Source organism: Thermoleptolyngbya oregonensis NK1-22 (genome assembly GCF_032705245.1).
Taxonomy (GTDB): domain Bacteria; phylum Cyanobacteriota; class Cyanobacteriia; order Elainellales; family Elainellaceae; genus Thermoleptolyngbya; species Thermoleptolyngbya sichuanensis.
The window spans coordinates 2893349-2916541 of sequence record NZ_CP053540.1 but is presented as its reverse complement, the minus strand read 5'-3'; the positions used below and the strand labels follow the sequence as shown (position 1 = coordinate 2916541).

The following is a 23193-nucleotide window of genomic DNA, read 5'->3' as shown; positions in this document are numbered from 1 at the left end:
CAAGGTTCAGAGTTACGTAACCGAAGGCTAGGAATCAAAAATTGACCCTCTAAAAGCACTACTCCGGCCTCACATCCAGAAAAAGCCGGAGTAGCGCTCAAAAGGAACTACTTGATGATCTTCGAGACCACGCCTGCACCAATGGTGCGGCCGCCTTCACGGATCGCAAAACGCATTCCCTGCTCAATGGCGATCGCATTGATCAATTCAACGTTCACCTTAATGCGGTCACCTGGCATCACCATCTCTGCGTTGCTGCCATCATCAGCCGTAAATGCTTTGATGGTACCCGTCACGTCAGTGGTTCGCACGTAAAACTGAGGCTTGTAGCCCGCGAAGAAGGGCGTTTTGCGGCCGCCTTCCTTCTCAGTCAGCACATACACCTCACCCTCAAACTCAGTATGAGGCGTGATCGTCCCTGGCTTGGCGATCACCATCCCACGCTCGATATCTTCCTTCTTCAGACCCCGGAGCAGCAGACCTGCGTTGTCGCCGGCCAGACCTTCATCCAGACTCTTCTTGAACATCTCGATACCTGTTACGGTAGTCTTCCGAGTGTCACGCAGTCCCACCAGCTCAACTTCCTCGTTGACCTTGATTTTGCCACGCTCAATCCTACCCGTTGCAACCGTGCCTCGACCGGTAATGGTGAACACGTCTTCTACCGCCATCAGGAAAGGTTTGTCAATGTCACGCTCAGGAGTCGGGATGTATTCGTCTACAGCATCCATGAGTTCGTAGATCTTATCTACCCACTCGTTTTGACCCCGCTGAGTCTCCGGATCTTTAATCATGGCTTCCAGCGCCATCAGACCAGAACCCCGAATAATGGGCAAATCGTCACCAGGAAACTCGTATTCACTGAGCAGCTCACGCAGTTCCAACTCCACCAGCTCAAGCAGTTCCTCGTCATCCAGCTGGTCAACCTTGTTCAGGAACACCACGATGCTAGGAACACCCACCTGGCGAGCCAGCAGAATGTGTTCCTTGGTCTGGGGCATAGCACCATCGGTAGCAGCCACCACCAAGATAGCGCCGTCCATCTGCGCCGCACCCGTGATCATGTTCTTCACGTAGTCAGCATGTCCGGGGCAGTCCACGTGAGCATAGTGACGCTTCTCAGTCTCATACTCCACATGAGCCGTGTTGATCGTGATGCCCCGAGCCTTTTCCTCAGGAGCAGCATCAATCTCATCGTACTTACGAGCCTGAGCTTGCCCAAGAGCAGCCAGCGTCATCGTAATCGCGGCAGTTAGAGTCGTTTTGCCGTGATCCACGTGACCAATCGTACCAATGTTGACGTGAGGCTTGGTTCTCTCAAATTTTGCGCGTGCCATGAATTTACTTGTCCCTTTCTCCTGAGTTAAGCGTTCCCTTTGCTCTTGGCAATGATGGTTTCAGCCACGTTGCGAGGCACCTCCTCATAGTGGCTAAACTCCATCGTGAATATGCCACGACCCTGGGTTTTCGACCGGATATCGGTCGCATAACCGAACATTTCTGCTAGAGGCACCTTAGAGGTGACCTTGGCAGTGCCCTGTTCGGTGTCCTGGCCCTCAATCTGGCCTCGACGAGAGTTGAGGTCTCCAATGACGCTCCCAATGAAATCTTCGGGAACCTCAACCTCAACCTTCATCATAGGTTCCAACAGGACAGGCGCTGCTTTCAGCACAGCATTCTTGACCGCCATTGATCCAGCAATCTTGAATGCCATTTCTGAAGAGTCCACCTCGTGGTATGACCCATCCACCAGCGTGACCTTTAGGTCAATCACCGGATAACCTGCCAGAATCCCAGATTCGCAGGCTTCTCTCATGCCCTGCTCAGCGGGCCCAACGTATTCCTTAGGAACCGCACCGCCGACGATCTTGGACACAAACTCAAAGCCAGTACCCGGTTCACCCGGCTCCACTTCAATCACAACGTGACCATACTGACCTTTCCCACCACTCTGGCGGACAAATTTGCCCTCTTCCCGAACTGCCTTGCGAATCGTCTCGCGATAAGCAACCTGAGGCGCACCAACGTTGGCTTCCACCTTATATTCTCGCTTCATCCGATCCACCAGAATATCCAGGTGAAGCTCACCCATGCCCGCGATTACAGTTTGGTTCGTTTCGGGATCGACGTGAACCCGGAAGGTTGGATCTTCTTCAGCCAAAGCCTGCAGGGCCTTAGACAGCTTTTCCATATCCTGCTTGGTTTTGGGTTCAACCGCAACAGAAATCACCGGCTCCGGAATAAACAGAGATTCCAGAATAATTGGATTTGCCTCGTCGCAGATCGTGTCACCTGTGAAGGTATCCTTCAGGCCCAAAGCCGCACCCAAGTCGCCAGCCCGCAGTTCTTCTACTTCTTGGCGATCATCTGCCTTTAGAACGATCAGACGAGAAATTCGCTCCTTCTTGCCCTTGGTTGCGTTGTAGACGTAGCTGCCCTTGGTTAAGACACCAGAATAAACCCGGATGAAGGTCAGGCGGCCGTAGGGATCAGCCATAATCTTGAACGCCAGAGCAGCCAGAGGTTCGTCATCATCGGCATTGCGAGATGCAACGCTGCCGTCAGGCAAAGTGCCCTGAATGGCAGGAACATCGATAGGAGAAGGCAGATAATCCACCACTGCATCCAGCAGCAACTGAACACCCTTGTTCTTGAAGGCGGAACCACAGAACATAGGAACGATCTGACCCGAAATCGTACCCTTGCGGAGGGCAGTCCGGATTTCGTCTTCGGTCAGTTCTTCGCCTTCGAGGTATTTTTCGGTCAGCGCGTCATCGGTTTCGGCGGCTGCTTCGACTAGTTTGACCCGATATTCCTCAGCCAGTTCGCGAATTTCTTCGGGAACTTCCGTTTCCTGGATGTCTGTACCTAGATCGTTGGTGTAGATGTAAGCACGCATCCGAACCAGGTCGACAATCCCTTTCAGATTGTCTTCACTGCCGATGGGAAGCTGCGCCGGAACGGCATTCGCCCGGAGGCGATCGCGCACCTGGTTATAAACCTTGAAGAAATCAGCACCCGTGCGATCCATCTTGTTAACAAAGACGATCCGGGGAACTTTGTAGCGATCGGCCTGCCGCCAAACGGTCTCGGTCTGCGGCTGTACGCCTCCCACCGAACACAGAACCGTAATCACACCATCTAGCACACGCATTGAGCGTTCCACCTCAATGGTGAAGTCTACGTGACCGGGAGTGTCGATGATGTTAATGCGATGCTCTGGCTCTCCAGCAAGCGGCTGGGTGGGATCTTTCGGGTCGCGGCGCGTCCAAGCAGTGCTGATAGCCGCTGCCGTGATGGTAATCCCGCGTTCTCGCTCCTGAGCCATCCAGTCGGTAACAGCGGTTCCTTCGTGAACCTCGCCCATTTTGTGGACGACACCGGAATAGAACAGGATACGCTCGGTGGTGGTAGTTTTGCCCGCATCAATGTGGGCCGCAATACCAATGTTTCTAACTCTTTCTAGCGGGATACTTCGTACCACGGCTACCTCCTTAAGTGCTTGCCGCCAAATGTTCGCATAACTGCGTCTGTGATGCGTCTGTTAAGATTCTATACTTTATCTTTCACACCCGGTTCACACCCCTTGAAAATCACAAGGTGCGATTTCACCTCAGAAGATAAAGCCCCGACCTACAGTGGAAAACCAGAGGATCTCTGGCAGATTGCTTAGTAGCGATAATGGGCAAATGCCTTGTTCGCTTCAGCCATTTTGTGCGTTTCTTCGCGCTTGCGAATTGAACTGCCCGTCTCATTTGCAGCATCCATCAACTCGTTTGCCAACTTCCCAGCCATTGTTCGACCAGAACGAGCGCGAGAAAACTGAATCAGCCAGCGCAGGGCCAGAGCCGTACCGCGATCCGATCGCACTTCCATCGGAACCTGATAGGTCGCACCGCCCACCCGACGAGCCTTTACCTCAACCAGAGGAGTTGCATTTTTCACTGCCCGCTCGAAGGTTTCGAGCGGATCAGACCCGGTTCGCTCTTGAATCAAATCAAAAGCGTCATAGACAATGCCGTATGCCAGGGATCGCTTGCCTGAGCGCATGATTCGCCGAACGATCATGCTAACCAGGCGGCTATTGTACTTGGGGTCTGGGGGAACCGGACGCTTTTGAATGACGGTACGGCGAGACATAACTTTAGTAGCCCTTGTGTTTTGTAGACCTTTAAGAAGAGTGGACAGTAAAGATAAAACCGACTGAGAGAAACCTAGCAAAACCCGAAGAGAATCCCGATAAAAGCGCCAGGCAAACAGGCACTTGGGCAACCTACAACTTGAGCCTGTAAGCCCGTCAGGATACGAAGTGCTGGGAACCGGACTCGAAACTCCGAAAACCTAACACGCTCTAACGTAGCCGACGTAAAGAAGAATAGAGCTAAATCGTCAGACGCTATTCTAAATCAACAGATTCAAGCAGACTTAAGCTTCGAGAAACCGCCGAGAGAAGATTTGGCGCATCGCCCAATTCAAAACTTAGATCCAACCTAAGCAGCACTACTTACTAAGCAGCACTACTTAGCAGCCGCGGGCTTAGGACGCTTCGCGCCGTATTTCGAGCGACCCTGCTTCCGATCCTTCACACCTGCTGTGTCCAGGGTGCCGCGAATGATGTGATAGCGGACACCCGGAAGATCCTTAACCCGGCCTCCTCGAATCATCACCACCGAGTGCTCTTGCAGGTTGTGGCCAATCCCAGGGATATAGGCAGTCACCTCAAAGCCAGAGGTCAAGCGAACCCGCGCCACTTTGCGGAGGGCGGAATTGGGCTTCTTAGGAGTTGTTGTATAGACGCGAGTGCAAACCCCTCGGCGCTGGGGACAGCTCTTGAGCGCCGGGGACTTCGTTTTTGAACTTGCTTTCTGACGTTCGCTCCGAATGAGTTGTTGGATAGTAGGCATGGACTCTGGCGTATTTTGCCGATAGACGGGTCAAGTTTTCACAGTCTTCAATCTTACCGAGTTTTCCGAGGTTCTGTCAAATTTGGCTGAGAGAGCCAAGAGATTGGCGCATACGGACTACACATCTGCCACAACAAAGGAGTGTCCGCACTCACAGGTGGCGATCGCCCTTGGGTTCTGAAAGCGAAACGCCCCACCCATCAAGTCTTCTGAGTAGTCCAGCAAAACCCCTTCCACATAGGGAAGGCTCTGGGCATCGACGACAATTCGGATTTGCTCAGACTCGTAAATGCGATCGCCCGGTGAGGAGACTTCCGCCAAACCGATGGTGTATATCGTTCCCATGCAGCCACCCGGCTGGACTCCCAGCCGAAACAGCGCCGTGGGAGCAGACTGAGTTCTTTGAAACCGCTCAATTTCTCTGGCGGCGGCTAGACTGAGTTGCACCATCGACTTGCTGCACCGTCAAGGCTTAGACAAAACAAAACCTAAGTTACCGGGCGCACTGATGCCATCTAGGCAACACTGCGTTGTCTATACTAGCGCGAATTTGACCAGATGGTTTCAAAACAAAAACCTGGGGCGATCGCACTGACCACTCCAGGCTTTTGACAACTCCAACTTGCTTCAACGTTTTGAGCAGGTTGGCAATGATTATTGGGTATCGTTGGATGCTATTAACTACTTAGCACAGCAACTATTGGGTACGGGCGTAGTCGTCCTGATAGCGAACAATGTCGTCTTCACCCAGGTATTCACCGTTTTGCACCTCGATCAGCACCAGCGGGATCACGCCAGGATTTTCCAATCGGTGGGCAGTGCAGGGCGGAACATAGGTGGACTGATTGCTAAATAACAGGGTTTCTTGTTCAGCACAGGTGACGCGGGCGGTGCCAGACACCACAATCCAATGCTCGCTGCGGTGATGGTGCATCTGAAGGCTGAGGCGGTGTCCTGGCTTCACCTCAATGCGCTTAATCTTGTAGCCCCGACCTTCTTCCAGCACAGTAAACGATCCCCAAGGGCGCAGTTCTGTTGCTGCAACGCCCTTCGTCAGCGCGGACGCAGGTGAAGAGGGAAGGGTAGAAGGCGCTACTTCTTTTGCTTGAGTCACAGTCTTTTACTCCTTAAGAAATGAAATCGCTCGAAACTATCGCTCGGAACTAAAGTTGCGTTGAAAGCTGCGTTGGTTGAAAGCTGCGTTGGTTGAAAGCTACATTGACAGACGTGGCGTTGCAAAAGCTGGCCGCCTGAAGATTCTTCAGAACTTTGGATGTGCATCAGGACGATAGGCAGGCCAGACCCGATCGCCCAAAGAAATACTTACAGAAAATATAAAAGTCCCGAAGTCTGGAAGCTCGAACCCAAGCCAAGAGCGATCGCCCACCTGTGCAAAACCATACCAACATTCTCCGGGGGTTACCAGTGTCTATATCCACCAACTAGGCAGGATTTATCAACGCCTTGAACGACAGCGGTAAAACTTCACCCAATCTTTAAACTAAGCGCACGTCACCTCAAAATGAATCCCAAAAAATGCTGATTTGTGCAGGCAAATCTGTGCAGGCAAACCATTAGACGGCGAGGCATTCTGGCTCTTTTCAACTTGCTCTTCTCAACTTATTGCGGGTTTTGCAGGAATATACCGATGGCATTGTGAACCCGACCTGCTGTGTTGGCCGGGCGGTTAATTAACTGCCCGCCGAGATAGAGAGAGCTAGAACTCCCGCCATCCAGGTTGAGCGCGGCCACAGAGCCAAGCCGCTGCATCACCTGCGCCATCTCACTCAAGGACGGGCCAGGGCCACCCACTCGCGGATGGACTGCTGTCAAGATTAGAGTGCCCTCTGCTCGTCTGCCAATTGCACTCCGGATCGCAAGTTCCTGAATAAATGCGTCCGAAAACCCTTCTCCTCTAGCATCTAGAACCACTTGACCATTTTGAACCAGCAGTGGCCCAGCCCCCAGAATGTTGGGAAAGCGGTCAAATTCGGCGGGTAGCGTAGCCGCCTCGTAGCGGACGCTGCTGCCAGGGACAAAGGCATTCACCAGGAGATCGTTGCCCCGCAACACCAGCAAATAGCCATCCGTCGGGATTGGAAACGTCGGTCTGGGCAGATCGGCAGGCGGTGAGGGATCACCCGGCAGGGGGGCGCTGGCAACCGGGCTGGCCACCACTTGACGAGCCACCACCTGATCGTTGCGGACGGTCACCACCGTCTCTCCATCGGTGATGGGCGTGTAGGTGCTGCCCCACTCGCGGGTATAGCGGCAGATGCCCGCTCCCACCAGGCCGCTGTTGAGCGAGAGGATGGGAAAGCGATCGCCCACGGCCCCGGCCACAACCGGACTCACAGACTCTCGCAGCACCAGGCGGCTCATCAACCAGTCCCCCGCCCCAGACCAGCCCACCGCGCCCCGTCCCAAAATCGGGCCAGACACCCAGCGATTTTCGGTGCGAATCGCGCCCAATGGAAGCTGATTGTTTCGGTTAAAAAACCCTGCATTGATCGCTGCTGCCACCTGCCAGCGCTGGGCCGTGCGAGTCAGAGGCGCAGTGCCCACGGCCGTCTCCGGATCAGTCCAGATGGGGCGCAGGGATAGCCCCGGCTGGCGGAGATCTAGCTCTAGCAGGTAAACCGGAAACCGAGCCGCGCCCACCGCAACGTATTGCTGTCGCCAAGTGATGCCCGGTGCCCAGTGGATCGTGCGCTCCACCATCGAGTCCGAACGCACGTCAATCACCAGCCGCGCCGGGTTGGGCAGCATAGAAATGCGGGGACGCAACCGCGCCGAGAGGTTGGCTCGAATCTGCGTGCGATCGCCCGCCGTGGAAATCGTCAGCCCCGTGATGACATTGCCCGGTTCGCGGTTGAGCGTTTCAGCAAGCTGCTGGGCCATCGCGGGATCGATCGCCCCGTCCAGCGTCACGGTAAAACTCGTCGCCTCCTCGGCTACCCGCCAGGGAATCGGCCGGTTCAAATCTACCACCAGGCGATCGCCCCATGCCTGCTTGCCCTGTCGCACATTACTAATCTGCCCTCGCGGGGTAACGATTTGCAGCGATGGCCCGTTGACGGAGACATTCCAGCCGAGCGATCGCGCCAGATCGGTCACATCCACGTAGCGATGCTGCGGGGTCAGCCAGCTTCCTAACACGAGCGGCTGTTGCAACGGCTCTGTAAACCACTGTACGGGCTGCTGCTGAGGCACAGCGTTGCTCAACAGATGAACGCCAAGCGTCTGAGCCAGGTCTACATCCGCCACACCGACCCGGCGCTGCCAGACCGTCCACGCCCCCGGCAGCGTTTGACCGTTGATCACCAGTTGCCTGCCCTGGGTGACCAGTTCCCCCACGGGTGCTGCCTGCGCCAGGTTGGGGGTCCAGGCGGCCCCAATTGCCGCAGACTGCATCCTGGCTGGCTGCTTGGACTGGGCTGCGGTGTCGCTGGCTAAGGTTCCATAGATCCCGCCTGCCAACAGCGGCAACCCCAGCCAGCCCAACAGTCTGGGCTGCCACGGGCGCGGCTGGCGTGTCCCGTGCCGACGCAACGCAGCAGACCGACGAGAAGCAGGCAGTTTGCGAGGCTGCTGACGCAGAAAGTCGAATTTCACCACGGCACCGTAACCCTATTGCTGGAAAGATTTCTGGAAAGACTGCTGAAACGCTTGCTGAAACGCTCGCTGGGGCGATCGCTAAACCCATTGCAAACGCAAGATCCCTGACGCGCCATCTGGGATCAGAGTTTCTGTCGGGAGGGCTGTTGCGATTTGGGGGCGATCGCTCGTGGACTCCAATCTACTCGTGGACTCCAATCTAGAGGATGACTGCGGGCAACGGCAGCCCCTCTCAATGTTTCGCAAATTTCGCAAATAGTTCGCAAATCTCGAAAATCCTGTCTCGAACGTGCTGCAAATTTCGTTTCCCGACGTTCATTCCCAGATCGCTCACAAAGCCTCGATCACAAAGCCAGACCCGCTGCCTGAAGCCCGATCCTTGCCAAGATGCATAACTCCGTCTGGCGCAGCCGATAAATCTTTGTAGGCACAGGAAAGTCGCTTGCCGAGGATCACGCCATGAACACCCCCTGGAAACGCCTCCTTCAAAAAACCGCTGGCTGGCTGCTGGTCGAAGTGATGATGAACCTGACCGGGCTGGACACGCTGGCAGACTTTGGCGAGTTTCTGTTTGACCTACGCCCGGTGGCGCTCCAGTCCCAACCTTCCGACCTGATCACCACTCTGCATCAACCCTCTGTCCCGGCTTTGATGGGCAGAGCATGAGCCAGTTTCAAGGACTAAAGAACATGGCACGCTGCTCATTTTGGAGCAATCTTGGAGCAATCATCGATCTCGCCACGCTCCAACAATCGTGATTGAAATCACACCCAATTGCGACAGCAAACACGAGCGCCGTCCTGGAATCTTGGTGAATCGGGCTGAATTCAAAAATAGGTCAAAACGCGCCCCCAAAGACTACTTCAGGTCTTTATTCACATCAGGAGAAGCCCCCATGAATTCTTTTTCATCTAACTCCCAGCCCGAGTTTGAGTCTGCCGAGGCGATCGCCCAATCATCGATCATTTTCGGAAAATATCGCGGCAGTATGATCGCCTTCCAGGGCCATTTATCGAAACCCCAGGAAGTCCCTAATTCGGCACTTTTGTTGCGCTATCGGGGCGTGTTTTACCTGAAGCCTCAATGAGTCGAGAATCAAAATCCGCCATTCCAAAATCCGTCATTCATTGACTCGTTGATTTCCTCATTCATTTGCCCATTCATTTGCCCATTGAATTGCAAAAATGAATCGAGGTGCATCCAGTCCTCTGCGGTTTACTCAATCTGGCATTACCCGCTCTTAGTCATGCCCGAATGAGTTGAACTGTACGCCTCAAGCGTGATAGTTTCTGGAGGTTTAGATCTGGAGATTTAAACTCTGGAGATTCAAACCTATCCAGAGACTCCGCTTGAGGCGATCGCACCATGCAGTTTGGCCCCGGTTTCACCGCTACATTTCTGTACTACTTCGCCAGCACTGCGCTTGTGTTTACGCTGGTCATAGCGCTATCCCTGGACACGGCGATCGCAGGGGTTCCGCAGCAGGTCGGGCTAATGGGTGGCCTGCTGGGCGGGCTAATCGGGGCCTACTTCAACCGCTCGGTGTCCGTCGAGTTGCCCTTCAAAAGCAAGAAGACCTTCTGGAAACAGCTAGACCCTATCCTCTCAGACTTGGGCTATCGGCTCCGCGAGGATGCGCCAGAAACCGAGGGTTCAGAAGAGATCCGGGTCTATGAGCGCGAGGGGCTGCAAAAAGCGCTGTCGGGGAAAATATACGTGCAGCTTGAAGAAAATACCGCAACGCTGGCAGGACGGGCCGTGCAGGTCAAAGCCATCCGCAAACGGCTGGACTGAGCCAAAACACCGTCATGCGGTTTGCTGCTAGACACACCTACCCCCCCTTGGATGAGCAATCTCGCAACGTCCAGCCCCCAGCCGCCGACCCCCAACGTGCCGATCCAGACGCATCGGGGCGGGGCAACCAGAGTAGGATGACAACTGTAGCCGTCCCCCCAGCGGTTTTAGCGGTTCCCCAACGGTTTCCCAGCCATGACCCCCAGCCCCCGACTTTTGCAACACACCCCCGCGCGATCGCTCTCGGAGGTCTATCGCACGCTCCAGCAAGCGCCGCTGGAAACCATTGAAGAACTCAAAGCTTTCTACCGCAAAGAGCTAAACGAAGTCCGGGGTGGCGACCGGATGCAGCGGATTCAGATGCGCTTGCGGCGGGCCTATGCCGACGGGATTCCCTTCAAAGCCTGCGTCATGGGGCATCGCGGCGTGGGCAAATCGACCGAGATTTCGCGGCTGCTGGCGCACGTCCGGGATCAGTTTCGTGCCATCCGGTTTAGCGCCATGACGGCCCTCGATCCGGGCAATTTTCGGGCGCTGGATGTGCTGCTGTTGATGATGGCCGAGGTAACGGAGCGAACGGCGCGTCCTGTAGACCAAGGCGGCGCAGGCAAGCGCCCATCAGACCAGCGGCTTCGGGAGATTTGGGACTGGTTTGCCACAGAAACCGAGATGCGATCGCAGGCCCAGGATGCCGCCATGCAACTGGAAGCAGGCGCAGGCCTTCCGGCAGACTCGCTCTGGGGCAAGGTGTTGGGGCTATTTGCCAACCTCAAGAGCGAAATCAAGTTTGCCGCCACGCGCAAAGTCGAAGTGGTGGAATATCGCATCAGCCGCCTGATCAAGCTGATCGACATCGCCAACGCCCTGCTGGATGAGTGCAACCAGCACCTCCGATCGGCCAGCGGCCACGAGTGGCTATTTGTAGGCGAAGACTTTGACCGGGCAGGCATCCCCACCGAGCGCACCGAGGAACTGTTCGTCACCTATGCCAACCTGTTCCAGGACTTGCGGACGCATCTGATTTTTACGCTGCCCATTGGGTTGTACTATTCCTCCGCTGCGCCGCGACTGCCCTTCCCGATGGATTGCAGCTTTGTGATTCCCGATACGCCCGTCTACGACCCCCACCACAAGCTGAATCGCCCTGGCTCCCTGGCTGTGGGCAAAGTCTTGCAGGCGCGGATGGATTTGAACCTGTTTGAAAAAAACCAGTGGCTGCGAGTGGCGATCGCCTCTGGGGGCAACCTGCGCGATCTGTTCGCCCTGGTCAACTATGCCGCCGACACGGCCCAGTTGCGGGCCGCCGCTCAGATCAGCGCCACAGACCTAGATGCGGCAATCGTCAACCTCCGCAGCGACTATGAGCGGCGACTGGGACAAAGCCCCTATGATCGAGAAGTCGTGACCTACGACCACAAGGTGGATCGCATGAAGCGAATCTATGCAGGCGACCAGGAAGCCCAAATGACCGACCCGGTGATGTATTCCCTACTGAACTCGCGGGCCGTGCAGGAGTTTAACGGCCAGCGCTGGTTTGGGCTACACCCAATGGTCGTGGATATTTTGGGTCGGCAGGGTCATCTAGAAGCCGATGGGCAGGGTCGTTTTCCTGGAGGCACGATTTAGCGACAATGGCAGACCCGGTTTCCCCATCAACAGGCAGCATTGCCGACATTAGCGCCCGACTGGTGCTGTGGGGCGGGCGCGAGATGCCGGGCATGGCGCGGGTGGAATATAGCTCGGAGTTTTCGCGGCAGGAAGTGATGAATCGGGTGCGGGCCGCGCTGGAGCCGCGAGGTATTCCGGTGTATGACCTAGAGCTACGGCCAAACCAATCGCCAGCGATCGCCGTGGCCGATTTGCTGGATCGCCTCAGCCAGTTGCCGCCCGGAGTGGTCTCGATTACGGGCTTTGCCAGAGCCTTTAGTCCCCAAGTGCCGCTCGAAGAGGCGCTGCGACTGCTCAACTATCACCGCGATCGCTACGCCAGCCTTCCCCTGCGCCAGATCTGGTGGATGACTCCCAGCTTTTTTCAGACCGCCATCCACGCCATGCCGGATATGAATAGCTGGTTTAGCCCCCGACTGGCGCTGACGGAGGTGGTGTGGAGCGATTCTATGGATGTCGCTGACGAAGAGGACGGCGCAACCACGCCAATTCAGGATGCCCGGTTCCAGGCGCTGCAACTGGTGCAGCAGTTTCGGTCAGCGCGGGCGGATGGCATGAGCGACCTGGAATTACTCAAAACTTACCTGCTGCCCGCGCTGGAGGTGCTGGCCAGTGCCGATGCTCAGAAGGATCTGCGGCATTTGACAACCGAGTTTGAGGGACTTTTGGGGCAACTGCGGCAGGCCGATTCGCTAGATCTGGCCAGCAGCCTCGATCGCCTAGCCACGATTTACCAGAAACAGGGGCGCTATGCCGAAGCAGAGCCGTTATTTCGGCGATCGCTCCAGTTGCGAGAACAACATCTGGGGCCGACGCATCCTGAGGTGTCCACCGCCCTCAACAACCTGGCCCTGCTCTACCAAGCGGAGGGGCGCTACTGCGAGGCGGAACCTTTGTTTCAGCGGGCGCTGGCCCTCGATGAGCAGGTCTATGGCCCGCGCCATCTAGAAGTGGCGACCGATCTGCACAACCTAGCAGGGCTGTATCAAGATCAGGGCCGCTATGACGAGGCCGAGGCGCTCTATCTGCGATCGCTCGCCATTGATGAACGGTTCTACGGGGTCGAGCATCCCGATGTGGCCACCGACCTCCACAGCTTGGCAGGGCTATACCAGGATCAGGGCCGCTACGACGAAGCCGAGATGCTCTATCTGCGATCGCTCAAGCTCCGCCAGCGGCCGGGCATCGACCCCCTAGAACTCGCCCGCAGCCTGAACAATCTAGCAACGCTCTATCGCGTGCAGGGCCGCTATGAGGAGGCAGCGGATCTGTATCGGCGATCGCTCGAAATTCGCAGACAGCAGCTTGGGGACGACCATCCCGACGTGGCCACCAGTCTTAACAACCTGGCGCTGCTGTATAAGGTGCAGGGCCGCTATGATGAGGCAGAAAAACTCTATCGGCGATCGCTCGAAATCCGAATGCAGCAGCTTGGAGACGACCATCCTAAAGTTGCCTCCAGTCTCTACAATCTGGCAAACCTGTATCAGGATCAGGAGCAAACAGAGCAGGCAGAAGCGCTCTATCGGCGATCGCTCGAAATTCTGGAGCAGCGGCTCGGCAAGACCCACCCCGAAACTGCCACCGTCCAGAGAAGTTTGGCAAGCCTGCACGCACCCGCCGAGATTCTCCCGCATCAACCCTCTCCTTCAAACTAATCCGGTTTGACCCGCTCCCATGTCCGACCCCCTCGCCCAACCAGCCCAGCCCAATACCACCCCCCGCTGGCGGCAGGGCGAGTTGGTGGAACTGACGATTACTGACCTGAGCAACAGCGGCGACGGCGTGGGGCGCGTGGATGGGCGCGTGGTGTTTGTGCCGGATACGGCCGTGGGCGATCGCCTCATCGCCCGCCTGATCCGCGTCAAGCCACAGTTCGCCCAGGGCAAGCTGCATGAGCTATTGGAACCATCGGGCGATCGCATCCGTCCCGCCTGCATCGTGGCCGACAAGTGCGGCGGCTGCCAGTGGCAACACCTCAGCTATGCCGCCCAGCTTGTCGCCAAGCAAAACCTCGTCACCCAAGACCTAGAGCGCATCGGCGGCTTTGCCAATCCCCCAGTCTCCCCCATTCTGCCCCTTTCCCCCTCCCCCGCGCATTCCCTCAACTACCGCAACAAAGCCACCTACCCCCTCGACCGGGGCGAGTCGGGCCAGGTTCGCGCTGGCTATTACCAGAAGGGCAGCCACCAGTTGGTGAATCTAAACCAGTGCCCGATTCAGGATGCGCGGCTGAATCCCTTGCTGGCAGAGGTGAAGCAGGATATTCAAACCCGCGGCTGGAGCATCTACGACGAGCGGCTGCATCGGGGCAAGCTGCGCCATCTGGGGCTGCGGATTGGGCGACACACTGGGGAAATGCTGCTGACGCTGGTGAGTACCGACGCGGGTCTGGTGGGGCTGGCGGAGCAGGCAGAAGCGTGGCTCCAGCGCTATCCCGACCTGGTGGGCGTGGCGCTGAACCTAAACCCAGCGCAGACGAATGTGATTTTTGGCCCAGAAACCCGCTGCATTGCAGGGCAGAACGCTTTGCGAGAACGCTTTGCAGGGCTGGAGTTTCAGATTCAGCCGACGACGTTTTTTCAGGTGAACACGGAGCAGGCGGAGGCCCTGCTAGGGGCGATCGCCTCCGAACTCAACCTCCAGGGCGACGAAATCCTAGTAGATGCCTACTGCGGCATCGGCACGTTTACCCTGCCGCTGGCAAAGCAGGTCAAGCGGGCGATCGGCATCGAGCTACATCCAGAGTCGATTCAGCAAGCCTGGACCAATGCCTATCAAAACAACATTGCCAACGTGATGTTCCAGGCGGGCACGGTCGAAGAACTGCTGCCCAAGCTGGACGAACAGCCGGATGTCGTGCTGCTCGATCCGCCGCGCAAGGGCTGCGATGCCTTGGTACTGGAAACGCTGCTCAGCCAACTGCCGCACCGCATTGCCTACGTGAGCTGCAACCCGGCAACCCTAGCCCGCGACCTGAAGCGACTCTGTGCCAACGGAACCTATCGCCTCGCCCGCGCCCAGCCCGTCGATTTCTTTCCGCAAACGCCCCATGTCGAATGTGTTGCGTTTCTAGAGAAATTGTAATAATGTCTCACAAACTGTATCTTTTGATACTATTTCAAGATTCCCTGACTACAATAAGCACATGGGCTATTCTGAAAGTTTTCTGAAAAGTTTTCTGAAAACCCAGGCATCGCCTCAGCTTTGACGTTTTGCGACCCATCGCCAAGGAGGTCTTCATGGCAGATTTTGTATGCCAGATTCCCGTTCCCCAAACGCAGCAAGAGCTTGACCAAGCCGTTCAAACCTATCTCAATGCCAACCTCAGCGGTTTAGACCTGTTTTGTCACTGGCAGGCTATTCGAGAAGCGGCGATCGCCCAGAGCGGTTCCTCAAACGCTGCCGTGGCGACCGAAGCGGCAAAAATCGCCGGAGAAGATAGCTATTAAGCAGTTTCCAGATCGATCTTTCGGGTAGATTTCTCGAACAGCTTAATCTCTTACATCAATTCCTCACGTCAATTCCTCACGATCGTTGTGCAGCCTGCTGTGCAGCGATTCTTTTTCTCAATGGTGCTACTCAGGGGTGCTACTCAGGGGTGCTACTCAGGGATGCGACAAAAGCTTACGCATTGCTGGATAAGCTGCTGCATCGGCCTAATAATAGGAGTACGCAAGTCTTATAAAACTTCACCAAACGTTTCCCGATCTGCCATTTTTGATAAATCTTTGGCTTCTTGAATTCAGCTTTAATCTGCGCGATCGCCCTCAGACCGATATCCTGAACCACAGGGCGATCGCTCTATCCTTCCCAGCACCGCCTTCTGCTCGTTTCTGCTAGCTGTGCTGCGGTTCCCATTCGGCAAACGCTCAATAATTACAATAATTAAAACAATAATTAAACGCGGCAAGTAACCTAAACCCTGCCACAGCGGTTATGTCCACCCCAGCTTCTTCTCCGTCGGGTCTGTCGTCCTCCGATGCGCTTCGCACCCTCCAGTCCCAGCTTGACCGCTACTACGAAGAGGTAAAGCTGATTATCCTAGCGCGGCAGCACCCGGTCACCGGACTCCTCCCCGCCAGCACCGCCATCAATTCCCACGGCAACTACACCGATGCCTGGGTGCGCGACAACGTATACAGCATCCTCTGCGTGTGGGGGCTGGCGCTGGCCTATCGCCGCATTGGGGAAGACCGGGGGCGCTGCTACGAGCTAGAGCAGAGCGTCGTCAAGCTGATGCGCGGGCTGCTGTTTGCCATGATGCGGCAGGCGCACAAGGTTGAAAAGTTCAAACAAACCCAGCACCCACTCGATGCGCTCCACGCCAAATACGACCTGGCAACGACCAACACAGTGGTCGGCGACGACGGTTGGGGCCACCTGCAAATCGATGCCACCTCGATCTACCTACTGATGCTGTCGCAGATGACGGCTTCGGGGCTGCAAATTATTTTCACGCTGGACGAGGTGAACTTTATTCAAAACCTCGTCTACTACATTGGCCGCGCCTACCGCACCCCCGACTACGGCATCTGGGAGCGCGGCAACAAAATTAACCACGGCAATCCAGAGCTAAACGCCAGCTCGGTCGGCATGGCCAAAGCGGCGCTGGAGGCGATTAGCGGTCTCGACCTGTTTGGCGTGCGCGGCAGCCAGTCGTCCATTATCCACGTCCTGCCGGACGAAATCGCCCGCGCCCGAAACACGCTGGAATCGCTGCTGCCCCGCGAGTCGGCATCCAAGGAAGTAGACGCGGCGGTGCTGAGCGTCATTGGCTATCCCGCCTTCGCGGTCGAAGACCTGAGCCTGGTGGAACGGACTCGCAATAACGTCGTGACCAAACTCCAGGGCCGCTACGGCTGCAAGCGATTCCTGCGGGATGGTCACCAGACCGTCATCGAAGACCCAACGCGGCTGCACTATGAACCGTGGGAACTGAAAGCCTTTGAGCATATTGAGTGCGAGTGGCCGCTGTTCTTCACCTACTTGTATCTGGACGCGCTGTTTCGCGGCGACACCATCCAAGCCGAAGACTATCGCCAAAAGCTGGACGCAGTGCGCGTGGAGAAAGATGGGGTGAAGCTGCTGCCAGAGCTTTACTACGTGCCACAAGAGGCGATCGCCCCCGAACGCGAACACCCCGGCAGCCAAACCCGCTTGCCCAATGACAACCTGCCCCTCGTCTGGGCCCAGAGCCTCTATCTCCTCGGTCGGCTCCTCCAGGAAGGGCTGATCGCCCCCGGCGACCTCGACCCCCTGGGGCAACACCTGCGCCTAGGTCAGCATCCCAGACCCCTGGTGCAAATTTCCCTGCTAGCCGAAGATGAGGCACTCCAGGCAGAACTGGCCGCCTTTGGGGTGGCCACGCAAACGCCCAGCCAGATCGACCCAACCCAGGTGCGAACTTCGGGCCAGCTTTCGGATGTGCTGACCCAGATCGGGCGCAACGACAAACTGGGCCTAAGCGGTCGCCCTATCCGCCGCCTGCGGAGCCTCACCACCTCCCGCATTTTCAAGATTAAGGGCGAAACGATGGTGTTCTTGCCGTCGTTTCTAGACCAGCAGCAGTTTTATCTAACGCTCGATTACCACATCCTGGTGTCCCAAATCCGCGCTGAGGTGGCCTACATCTGGCGACACTGGAATCGCCTCGGCCGCCCCACCATGACGCTGCTGCTGACCCACGACATGTTGCGCGACAAAGAGCCGCTGCTGGAGCTATTTAGCGAGCTACGCGACGGGCACTGCGGCGGCATTCCCGTCACGCTAGGCCGCTTGCAGGAACTCATGCGAACCGCAGGCACCGAGCGGTTCGATTTCATCCACGAGTTTGTGTTTGACACCTCGCCCGTGCAGGATGCCCTGCCCACGCCCTATTTTCTGACGCTGCGCCCCGACCGCAATCACCCGCTCAGCAGTGCCGAAGAGTTTCGCCTGGAGCGCGAAACGGATGTGCCCGCTCTGCTGGAACGCCTGCGCCATTCCGAAAACCTCTACGAGCAAATCGAAGTGCTGGAGGCGCTGAATCGGCTAGAAGGGCTAGAGTTTGACACGGGCTTTGGCGGGCCAGGGCGATCGCTCACCGTTGCCGATCTGCTCGACGAGATTTATGCCAAGGCCAGCCAACTGCGGCTGTGGGGCATTATCCGTCAGGCGGCGGGCCTGCTCGATAAGGTAGACGTGAACCTGTCGGACGCGGTGACGGATATCCTCGTGCGGCAAAAGCAAATTGCGGTCGGCAAGTCCTACAGCGAAGACTCGTTGATGACCAGCCCCATGTCCACCTATGAAATCATGGACAAGATCCGCGAGTTTGTGCGGCAGGACGTGCGCGATCGCCCCCTGACTCAGGAAATCCTGGTCTACCTGAGTATGCTGATCAAAACCGACCCGCACCTGTTTAAGGGCGTGCTTACGCTGCGCGTCGGCTATCTAATCCTGCTGATTACTAGCGAACTGGCGCGGGAACTGGACGTGACGCAGGATGAAGCCTACGAGCATTTGATGCAGCTCAGCCCGTTTGAGGTGAAAACGCGCCTCTACAAAGTCTTGCTGGAATATGAACAACTCAATGACATTCTCTTCCAGCAGGAGTCTCTGCACATCCGCCAGCAGCAAAATATTCAGTGGGCAGCCGTGCCCGTGGCTCCTGAACTGGTGGAACCCAGCGGCGAAGAGACGGCGGCGAGCGACTCTGCCAGCGGCGGCTGGGCCAAAAAGCGCCGCATGGAAGGCGCACTGACTAAGGTTCCCAAAGACTTTTACCGCTGCGTGTGGCGCGTGTTGCAGCACTGCAAGGGACTGGTCATCGGCGACAAGCTAGATCGGCGCAACCGCCTGGAAAGTGAACTGCTGCTAGAAATGACCCCCGGCGAGACAAACTTTGCGCTCCGCGTCGAACACCTGCTGAACAAAATCCAGGCTCCGGAGTATCGCCAGGTGAACGTGGAAGCGCTGATGGCCCTGGCGGCGATCACCGAACAGAACCCCGATCTCCAGTTCGAGGAATACATCGTGCTGGACGTGTTCATCGGGCACGCCGTCCGCATCGCCTGGCTAGAACGGCATCCCGAAGATGCCAACCGCTACGACGAGCGCAAAGGCCAAGCCTGGCCAGCCTTCTACGAACTGCCGCCGACCGCCGTCGCCGACGCGATGGTGAAGGCGCTGAAGTTCCTGACGGAGCTAGGACAGTCGCAAGCAGCGTAGGTTTTTGGGGGCAAGCTTTTTACCCGAAAGCCTCAAGCTATACTGAGGCAGAAGTCTAAGCGTACTGTCCTCATCTGTCTTAATTTCAAGCAACTGGCGATCGCAATCTCACACAAGGGTTTGATGCAATGGTTCAGAAAATTGCTTTATTCAACCACAAAGGCGGAGTTAGCAAAACCACAACCACCTTCAATTTAGGTTGGATGCTTGCCTCGAAAGGGAAAAGGGTCATTCTTGTTGATAGCGATCCACAATGTAATCTCACAGGCATGGCCTTGGGCGAGGAAACGGAAGATGACGAGGCCCGGATTCAAGAAATTTACAACACGGTATCAAACATAAAGACAGGTTTAGCTCCTGCATTTGAGTCACAACCCAGAGCCATTGAAGCTGTTGATTGTATTCCAGTATCAGGTCGAGATGATTTATTTCTATTACCTGGTCATGTTGGCTTTGCAGAGTATGAAGTGACACTTGGTATTGCTCAAGAGTTAAGTGGTTCGATTCAAGCTCTTAAAAACTTGCCAGGTTCCATCAATGATTTGTTTGAGAAGACGGCAGCTAAGTTTGATGCAGATTATATTCTGATTGACATGAGTCCTAGTTTAGGCTCAATCAATCAGAACTTACTGATGATCAGCGATTTTTTCGTAGTGCCAACTACTGCTGACTTTTTCTCTGTAATGGCAATTGACTCTCTAGTTAAGGTTTTGCCTAGATGGCATGCCTGGGCTAGGTCAGCTAGTTCGCTTCAGATTCTGAAAGAAGCTAACTACCCTTTTCCTAATGTTAAGCTTCGCTTCCTAGGAACAATTGTGCAAAACTATAGAATTATACGAGGTAAAGAGACGGCTGCATTTCAAACTTGGATTGAGAAGATTGAGAAGTCTGTTGCTGAAAAACTGGTTCCGACTCTGAGACAGAGCAACATGATGTTGTCAGATTATGTGTATTGGGATCAGGGTCTTGGAGACAGCTTTTCTCTCGCAAAGATTTCTAACTTTAATAGCCTAATTGCTCTATCCCAGGAACATCGAACTCCGGTCTATGACCTAACCCCTGAGCAGTTAAGACAAACAGGTGTGGTCTTGGAGAAGAATCAGCAAAAGCAGGAAGAGTTTAGGAAAACTTTTTCAGATTTAGCAGACAAAGTTATTGCACTAAGCTCCGAAAGCTCCACGTATGCAGTCAGCGCTTGATCAGTTTCGCATCAGCATTAGTCGCGTTCGAGACCTGATTGCGCTTCATAACTCTATCAAGGCTCAAGCCACTGGCGCACTTGATGTATCAGATATGTTGCGTGCTGCGCTCGTTCTTGCTGTAAGCGCATTAGACTACTACGTGCATGAAGTTGTCACATTGGGAATGCTGGAAATTCATCGAGGAAATCGCTCTGAGCCAGCACCCTCAGCAAACACAACTCAATCAGCTTTCTCGCGCTTTCAAGTCTCGCTGGGTAGTGCGCGTCAAGATCGATTAACAGCAATTGATATTACCTCATGGCTTGAGGCTGAAATGCAGCTAGCTCAGGGATATGAATTTCTCCGGAAGTCTCACACAATTTCAGATTTGGCTCCCATAATATCGAGTAGTATTCTCAATAAGTTAAACAATACGTCTTGGCTAGAAGGTGAAATTAGAGAGCGTTTAGGATATCAAAGCTTTCAGCAGGCAGACAAAATTGCCGATGCCATTAGATACATTTCAGACAAAAAACTGTGGGACGAAGTAGCTAGTCAAATGAGCAAGCCTGCAAAAGATATCAAACAAGAATTAAACTCAATCGTCGATCGAAGAAATAAAATTGCTCATGAAGCTGACATCGACCCAACTTTTAGTATTGGCAGTCGATGGAATATTGATGAGGTGCTAGTTGGCGATGCAGTTGACTTTATTGAGAGGCTTGTTGAGAGTATTCACAAAGTGTTGTTATAAGTACAGTAAACAAACTGGCTCAATCTATCTGGGTGAGTCTTCGTTAGTCGAATTAACTATTGCACTGTTCAGCCCATCACCAAACTTTGCTCAAGTCCAGCCGGAACCCTGGCAGCACGGGGTCGCCGCTGAGGGAGTCGGGGTTTTCTAGAATCTGCACCGACTCGCTGGGGCGGTAGAGATAGGCGCGGCGATCGCCCCGATCCAGCAGCCAGCCCAACTGAAAGCCCGGTTCCTGCTGATATTCGCGCATTTTGGCTTGCAGGGTTTCCAGGCTGTCGCTGGGCGATCGCAGCTCAATCACCACATCGGGACAGATTGGCGCAAACTGCTCCTGCTGTTCTGGAGTCAGCGCGTTCCACCGATCGAGCCGAATCCACGCCGCATCGGGCGATCGCTTTGCCCCCGTAGACAGCTTGAACCCCGCACTGGAGCTAAACACAACGCCCTGCCCAGTTTGCTCGTTCCAAACATAAAGCTGACCAATAATGCCTGCTTCGCGATTGCCAGTGCCAGAACCAACAGGCGACATAATCACTAGATCTCCATCTGCATTTTGTTCGATTCGCAAGTCGCGATTGACCTGGCAAAACTCAAAAAACTGCTCGTCGGTCATGGGCAGCGACGGGGGCAGGTGGACGGTGAACGCAGCAGGGGCGATCGCCCTTGGGGTGGAACGTTCAGACTGCATGGGTTGAGGATTCGAGGGGTGAGGGGTTGAGAGATGAGAGTCGGCAGGCAAAATTTCGGCAGAGCGCTGGCAAAGCGGCGGGGATAGCTTCACAATAGACGATGGAGACGATGGGCCACCTGCCAACGCCCAATCGGTGAACTAAACGCAATCTAAACGCAATATTATGAAGTGTCGGGTAAAGTATCGGGTGCAGGATGCCAGTTTTGCAGCCCGCTTCCCGAATTCTGACCTCTGAATCCCTAACCCATAAACCTTTATGTCCGAGTCCACAACCCCTTCTTCGATTCCCGAATCTGAGTCCTCGATGTCGCCGATGGAAGCAGCAGATGGGGCATTGAACGGTGCATCAGAAGTCGCTAGCGAGGCGGGTTCGGCGGCGCGTCAGCTTTTGGGCATGAAGGGCGCAAAGTCGGGCGAGACGAATATCTGGAAGATCCGCCTCCAGTTGATGAAGCCGATTACCTGGATTCCGCTGATCTGGGGTGTGGTGTGCGGCGCGGCTGCGTCGGGCAACTATACCTGGACGCTAGAGAACGTGCTGATTTCGGCGGCGTGTATGCTGCTGTCGGGGCCGCTGCTGGCAGGCTACACGCAAACCATTAATGATTACTACGACCGCGACATCGACGCGATTAACGAACCCTACCGTCCGATTCCCTCTGGCGCGATTTCGGTGCCGCAGGTAAAGGCGCAGATTTTGATTCTGCTGTTTGCGGGGCTGGCAATCGCCTACGCACTCGACCAATGGGCCGGGCACGAGTTTCCGCAAATCACGGCGATCGCCCTCTTTGGCTCCTTCCTCAGCTACATCTACTCCGCGCCACCGCTGAAGCTAAAGAAAAACGGCTGGCTGGGCAACTACGCGCTGGGGGCTAGCTATATCGCGCTACCCTGGTGGGCGGGTCAGGCGCTATTTGGAGAACTGTCGCCGACGGTGATGGTGCTGACGCTGTTCTATAGTCTGGCAGGCTTGGGCATCGCCGTGGTCAACGATTTCAAAAGCGTGGAGGGCGATCGCCAGCTTGGGCTAAAGTCGCTGCCCGTGATGTTTGGCATCGGCACAGCAGCGTGGATTTGCGTCCTGATGATTGACGTGTTTCAGGGCGGCATCGCGGCGTACCTGATGAGCATCGGGCAAAATCTCTACGCCGTGCTGCTGATTCTGTTGGTGATTCCGCAAATCGTGTTTCAGGATATGTACTTCCTGCGCGACCCGCTGGAAAACGACGTGAAATATCAAGCCAGCGCCCAGCCATTTTTGGTGTTGGGAATGCTGGTCGCCGCGCTGGCCATCGGCCGTGCAGGCGTATAAGGCGTATATCGTTGCTTAATCCCTGCTCAATCCCTCACCCCGCCGCCTCCTAAACT

The 23193-nt window shown here is 55.6% G+C and carries 19 protein-coding genes; 11 read left to right on the top strand and 8 right to left on the bottom strand.

Annotated elements, in window-relative coordinates; translation table 11 throughout:
- Nucleotides 1-107: 107 nt before the first annotated feature.
- From tuf to HNI00_RS12460, 7 genes are all read right to left on the bottom strand, one after another.
- Nucleotides 108-1337 carry an elongation factor Tu gene (tuf, locus tag HNI00_RS12490; protein ID WP_316786620.1) on the bottom strand — a complete coding sequence of 410 codons (1230 nt, stop codon included), beginning with the start codon at nt 1335-1337 and terminating at the stop codon, nt 108-110.
- A gap of 26 nt (nt 1338-1363) precedes the next feature.
- Nucleotides 1364-3484, bottom strand: a complete 2121-nt coding sequence (gene fusA, locus HNI00_RS12485) for an elongation factor G (protein WP_316786618.1) — start codon at nt 3482-3484, stop codon at nt 1364-1366.
- A 185-nt stretch (nt 3485-3669) separates the two neighbouring features.
- Complete coding sequence (gene rpsG / locus HNI00_RS12480; RefSeq protein ID WP_316786616.1) at nt 3670-4140, bottom strand: 30S ribosomal protein S7; 471 nt, start codon at nt 4138-4140, stop codon at nt 3670-3672.
- A gap of 377 nt (nt 4141-4517) precedes the next feature.
- Nucleotides 4518-4904 carry a 30S ribosomal protein S12 gene (rpsL, locus tag HNI00_RS12475; RefSeq protein WP_068507464.1) on the bottom strand — a complete coding sequence of 129 codons (387 nt, stop codon included), beginning with the start codon at nt 4902-4904 and terminating at the stop codon, nt 4518-4520.
- Nucleotides 4905-5021: 117 nt separating this feature from the next.
- On the bottom strand, nt 5022-5354 hold the full coding sequence (locus HNI00_RS12470) for a HesB/IscA family protein (protein ID WP_316786614.1): 333 nt from the start codon (nt 5352-5354) through the stop codon (nt 5022-5024).
- A 247-nt stretch (nt 5355-5601) separates the two neighbouring features.
- The gene (locus HNI00_RS12465) at nt 5602-5961 is read right to left on the bottom strand and encodes a cupin domain-containing protein (protein ID WP_225906850.1); all 360 of its coding nucleotides are present in this window, start codon (nt 5959-5961) and stop codon (nt 5602-5604) included.
- Between the two features lie 563 nt (nt 5962-6524).
- The gene (locus tag HNI00_RS12460) at nt 6525-8519 is read right to left on the bottom strand and encodes a phosphodiester glycosidase family protein (protein WP_316786611.1); all 1995 of its coding nucleotides are present in this window, start codon (nt 8517-8519) and stop codon (nt 6525-6527) included.
- A 462-nt stretch (nt 8520-8981) separates the two neighbouring features.
- On the opposite strand from HNI00_RS12460, the gene HNI00_RS12455 reads away from it, so the two are divergent.
- From HNI00_RS12455 to HNI00_RS12410, 10 genes are all read left to right on the top strand, one after another.
- On the top strand, nt 8982-9188 hold the full coding sequence (locus HNI00_RS12455) for a hypothetical protein (protein ID WP_316786609.1): 207 nt from the start codon (nt 8982-8984) through the stop codon (nt 9186-9188).
- A 229-nt stretch (nt 9189-9417) separates the two neighbouring features.
- The gene (locus HNI00_RS12450) at nt 9418-9609 is read left to right on the top strand and encodes a DUF4278 domain-containing protein (protein ID WP_172358198.1); all 192 of its coding nucleotides are present in this window, start codon (nt 9418-9420) and stop codon (nt 9607-9609) included.
- 278 nt (nt 9610-9887) lie between these two features.
- A complete protein-coding gene (locus HNI00_RS12445) occupies nt 9888-10316 on the top strand; it encodes a hypothetical protein (RefSeq protein ID WP_316786606.1) in 429 nt (142 codons plus the stop codon).
- 195 nt (nt 10317-10511) lie between these two features.
- Nucleotides 10512-11942 (top strand): hypothetical protein, encoded by a 1431-nt coding sequence (locus tag HNI00_RS12440; RefSeq protein WP_316786603.1) that lies wholly within the window; start codon nt 10512-10514, stop codon nt 11940-11942.
- Nucleotides 11943-11947: 5 nt separating this feature from the next.
- Entirely contained in the window at nt 11948-13642 is a 1695-nt protein-coding gene (locus HNI00_RS12435) for a tetratricopeptide repeat protein (RefSeq protein WP_316786602.1), read from the top strand.
- A 19-nt stretch (nt 13643-13661) separates the two neighbouring features.
- Complete coding sequence (gene rlmD / locus HNI00_RS12430) at nt 13662-15071, top strand: 23S rRNA (uracil(1939)-C(5))-methyltransferase RlmD (RefSeq protein ID WP_316786601.1); 1410 nt, start codon at nt 13662-13664, stop codon at nt 15069-15071.
- Nucleotides 15072-15226: 155 nt separating this feature from the next.
- A complete protein-coding gene (locus HNI00_RS12425) occupies nt 15227-15436 on the top strand; it encodes a hypothetical protein (protein ID WP_316786598.1) in 210 nt (69 codons plus the stop codon).
- 487 nt (nt 15437-15923) lie between these two features.
- Nucleotides 15924-19196, top strand: a complete 3273-nt coding sequence (locus tag HNI00_RS12420; protein ID WP_316786596.1) for a glycoside hydrolase family 15 protein — start codon at nt 15924-15926, stop codon at nt 19194-19196.
- A gap of 128 nt (nt 19197-19324) precedes the next feature.
- Nucleotides 19325-20395, top strand: coding sequence for a ParA family protein (locus HNI00_RS12415; protein WP_316786594.1), 1071 nt, complete (start codon nt 19325-19327; stop codon nt 20393-20395).
- Nucleotides 20379-21131 (top strand): HEPN domain-containing protein, encoded by a 753-nt coding sequence (locus tag HNI00_RS12410; RefSeq protein ID WP_316786592.1) that lies wholly within the window; start codon nt 20379-20381, stop codon nt 21129-21131. Before HNI00_RS12415 ends, HNI00_RS12410 begins: the two co-directional genes overlap by 17 nt.
- Nucleotides 21132-21207: 76 nt before the next feature.
- Here HNI00_RS12410 and HNI00_RS12405 read toward each other — a convergent pair whose 3' ends face one another.
- Nucleotides 21208-21822 carry a Uma2 family endonuclease gene (locus HNI00_RS12405; RefSeq protein ID WP_316786590.1) on the bottom strand — a complete coding sequence of 205 codons (615 nt, stop codon included), beginning with the start codon at nt 21820-21822 and terminating at the stop codon, nt 21208-21210.
- A 259-nt stretch (nt 21823-22081) separates the two neighbouring features.
- Between HNI00_RS12405 and chlG the strand changes: the two genes are divergently transcribed.
- Nucleotides 22082-23137 (top strand): chlorophyll synthase ChlG, encoded by a 1056-nt coding sequence (chlG, locus tag HNI00_RS12400; RefSeq protein ID WP_316786588.1) that lies wholly within the window; start codon nt 22082-22084, stop codon nt 23135-23137.
- The last annotated feature ends 56 nt before the right edge of the window (nt 23138-23193 follow it).

What these genes read in the sequence shown, in the direction of transcription:
- tuf (WP_316786620.1), bottom strand. Translation starts at nt 1,337, where the DNA reads ATGGCACGCGCAAAATTTGAGAGAACCAAGCCTCACGTCAACATTGGT.
- rpsG (WP_316786616.1), bottom strand. Translation starts at nt 4,140, where the DNA reads ATGTCTCGCCGTACCGTCATTCAAAAGCGTCCGGTTCCCCCAGACCCC.
- rpsL (WP_068507464.1), bottom strand. Translation starts at nt 4,904, where the DNA reads ATGCCTACTATCCAACAACTCATTCGGAGCGAACGTCAGAAAGCAAGT.
- HNI00_RS12470 (WP_316786614.1), bottom strand. Translation starts at nt 5,354, where the DNA reads ATGGTGCAACTCAGTCTAGCCGCCGCCAGAGAAATTGAGCGGTTTCAA.
- HNI00_RS12455 (WP_316786609.1), top strand. Translation starts at nt 8,982, where the DNA reads ATGAACACCCCCTGGAAACGCCTCCTTCAAAAAACCGCTGGCTGGCTG.
- HNI00_RS12450 (WP_172358198.1), top strand. Translation starts at nt 9,418, where the DNA reads ATGAATTCTTTTTCATCTAACTCCCAGCCCGAGTTTGAGTCTGCCGAG.
- HNI00_RS12445 (WP_316786606.1), top strand. Translation starts at nt 9,888, where the DNA reads ATGCAGTTTGGCCCCGGTTTCACCGCTACATTTCTGTACTACTTCGCC.
- HNI00_RS12440 (WP_316786603.1), top strand. Translation starts at nt 10,512, where the DNA reads ATGACCCCCAGCCCCCGACTTTTGCAACACACCCCCGCGCGATCGCTC.
- HNI00_RS12435 (WP_316786602.1), top strand. Translation starts at nt 11,948, where the DNA reads ATGGCAGACCCGGTTTCCCCATCAACAGGCAGCATTGCCGACATTAGC.
- rlmD (WP_316786601.1), top strand. Translation starts at nt 13,662, where the DNA reads ATGTCCGACCCCCTCGCCCAACCAGCCCAGCCCAATACCACCCCCCGC.
- HNI00_RS12425 (WP_316786598.1), top strand. Translation starts at nt 15,227, where the DNA reads ATGGCAGATTTTGTATGCCAGATTCCCGTTCCCCAAACGCAGCAAGAG.
- HNI00_RS12420 (WP_316786596.1), top strand. Translation starts at nt 15,924, where the DNA reads ATGTCCACCCCAGCTTCTTCTCCGTCGGGTCTGTCGTCCTCCGATGCG.
- HNI00_RS12415 (WP_316786594.1), top strand. Translation starts at nt 19,325, where the DNA reads ATGGTTCAGAAAATTGCTTTATTCAACCACAAAGGCGGAGTTAGCAAA.
- HNI00_RS12410 (WP_316786592.1), top strand. Translation starts at nt 20,379, where the DNA reads ATGCAGTCAGCGCTTGATCAGTTTCGCATCAGCATTAGTCGCGTTCGA.
- HNI00_RS12405 (WP_316786590.1), bottom strand. Translation starts at nt 21,822, where the DNA reads ATGCAGTCTGAACGTTCCACCCCAAGGGCGATCGCCCCTGCTGCGTTC.
- chlG (WP_316786588.1), top strand. Translation starts at nt 22,082, where the DNA reads ATGTCCGAGTCCACAACCCCTTCTTCGATTCCCGAATCTGAGTCCTCG.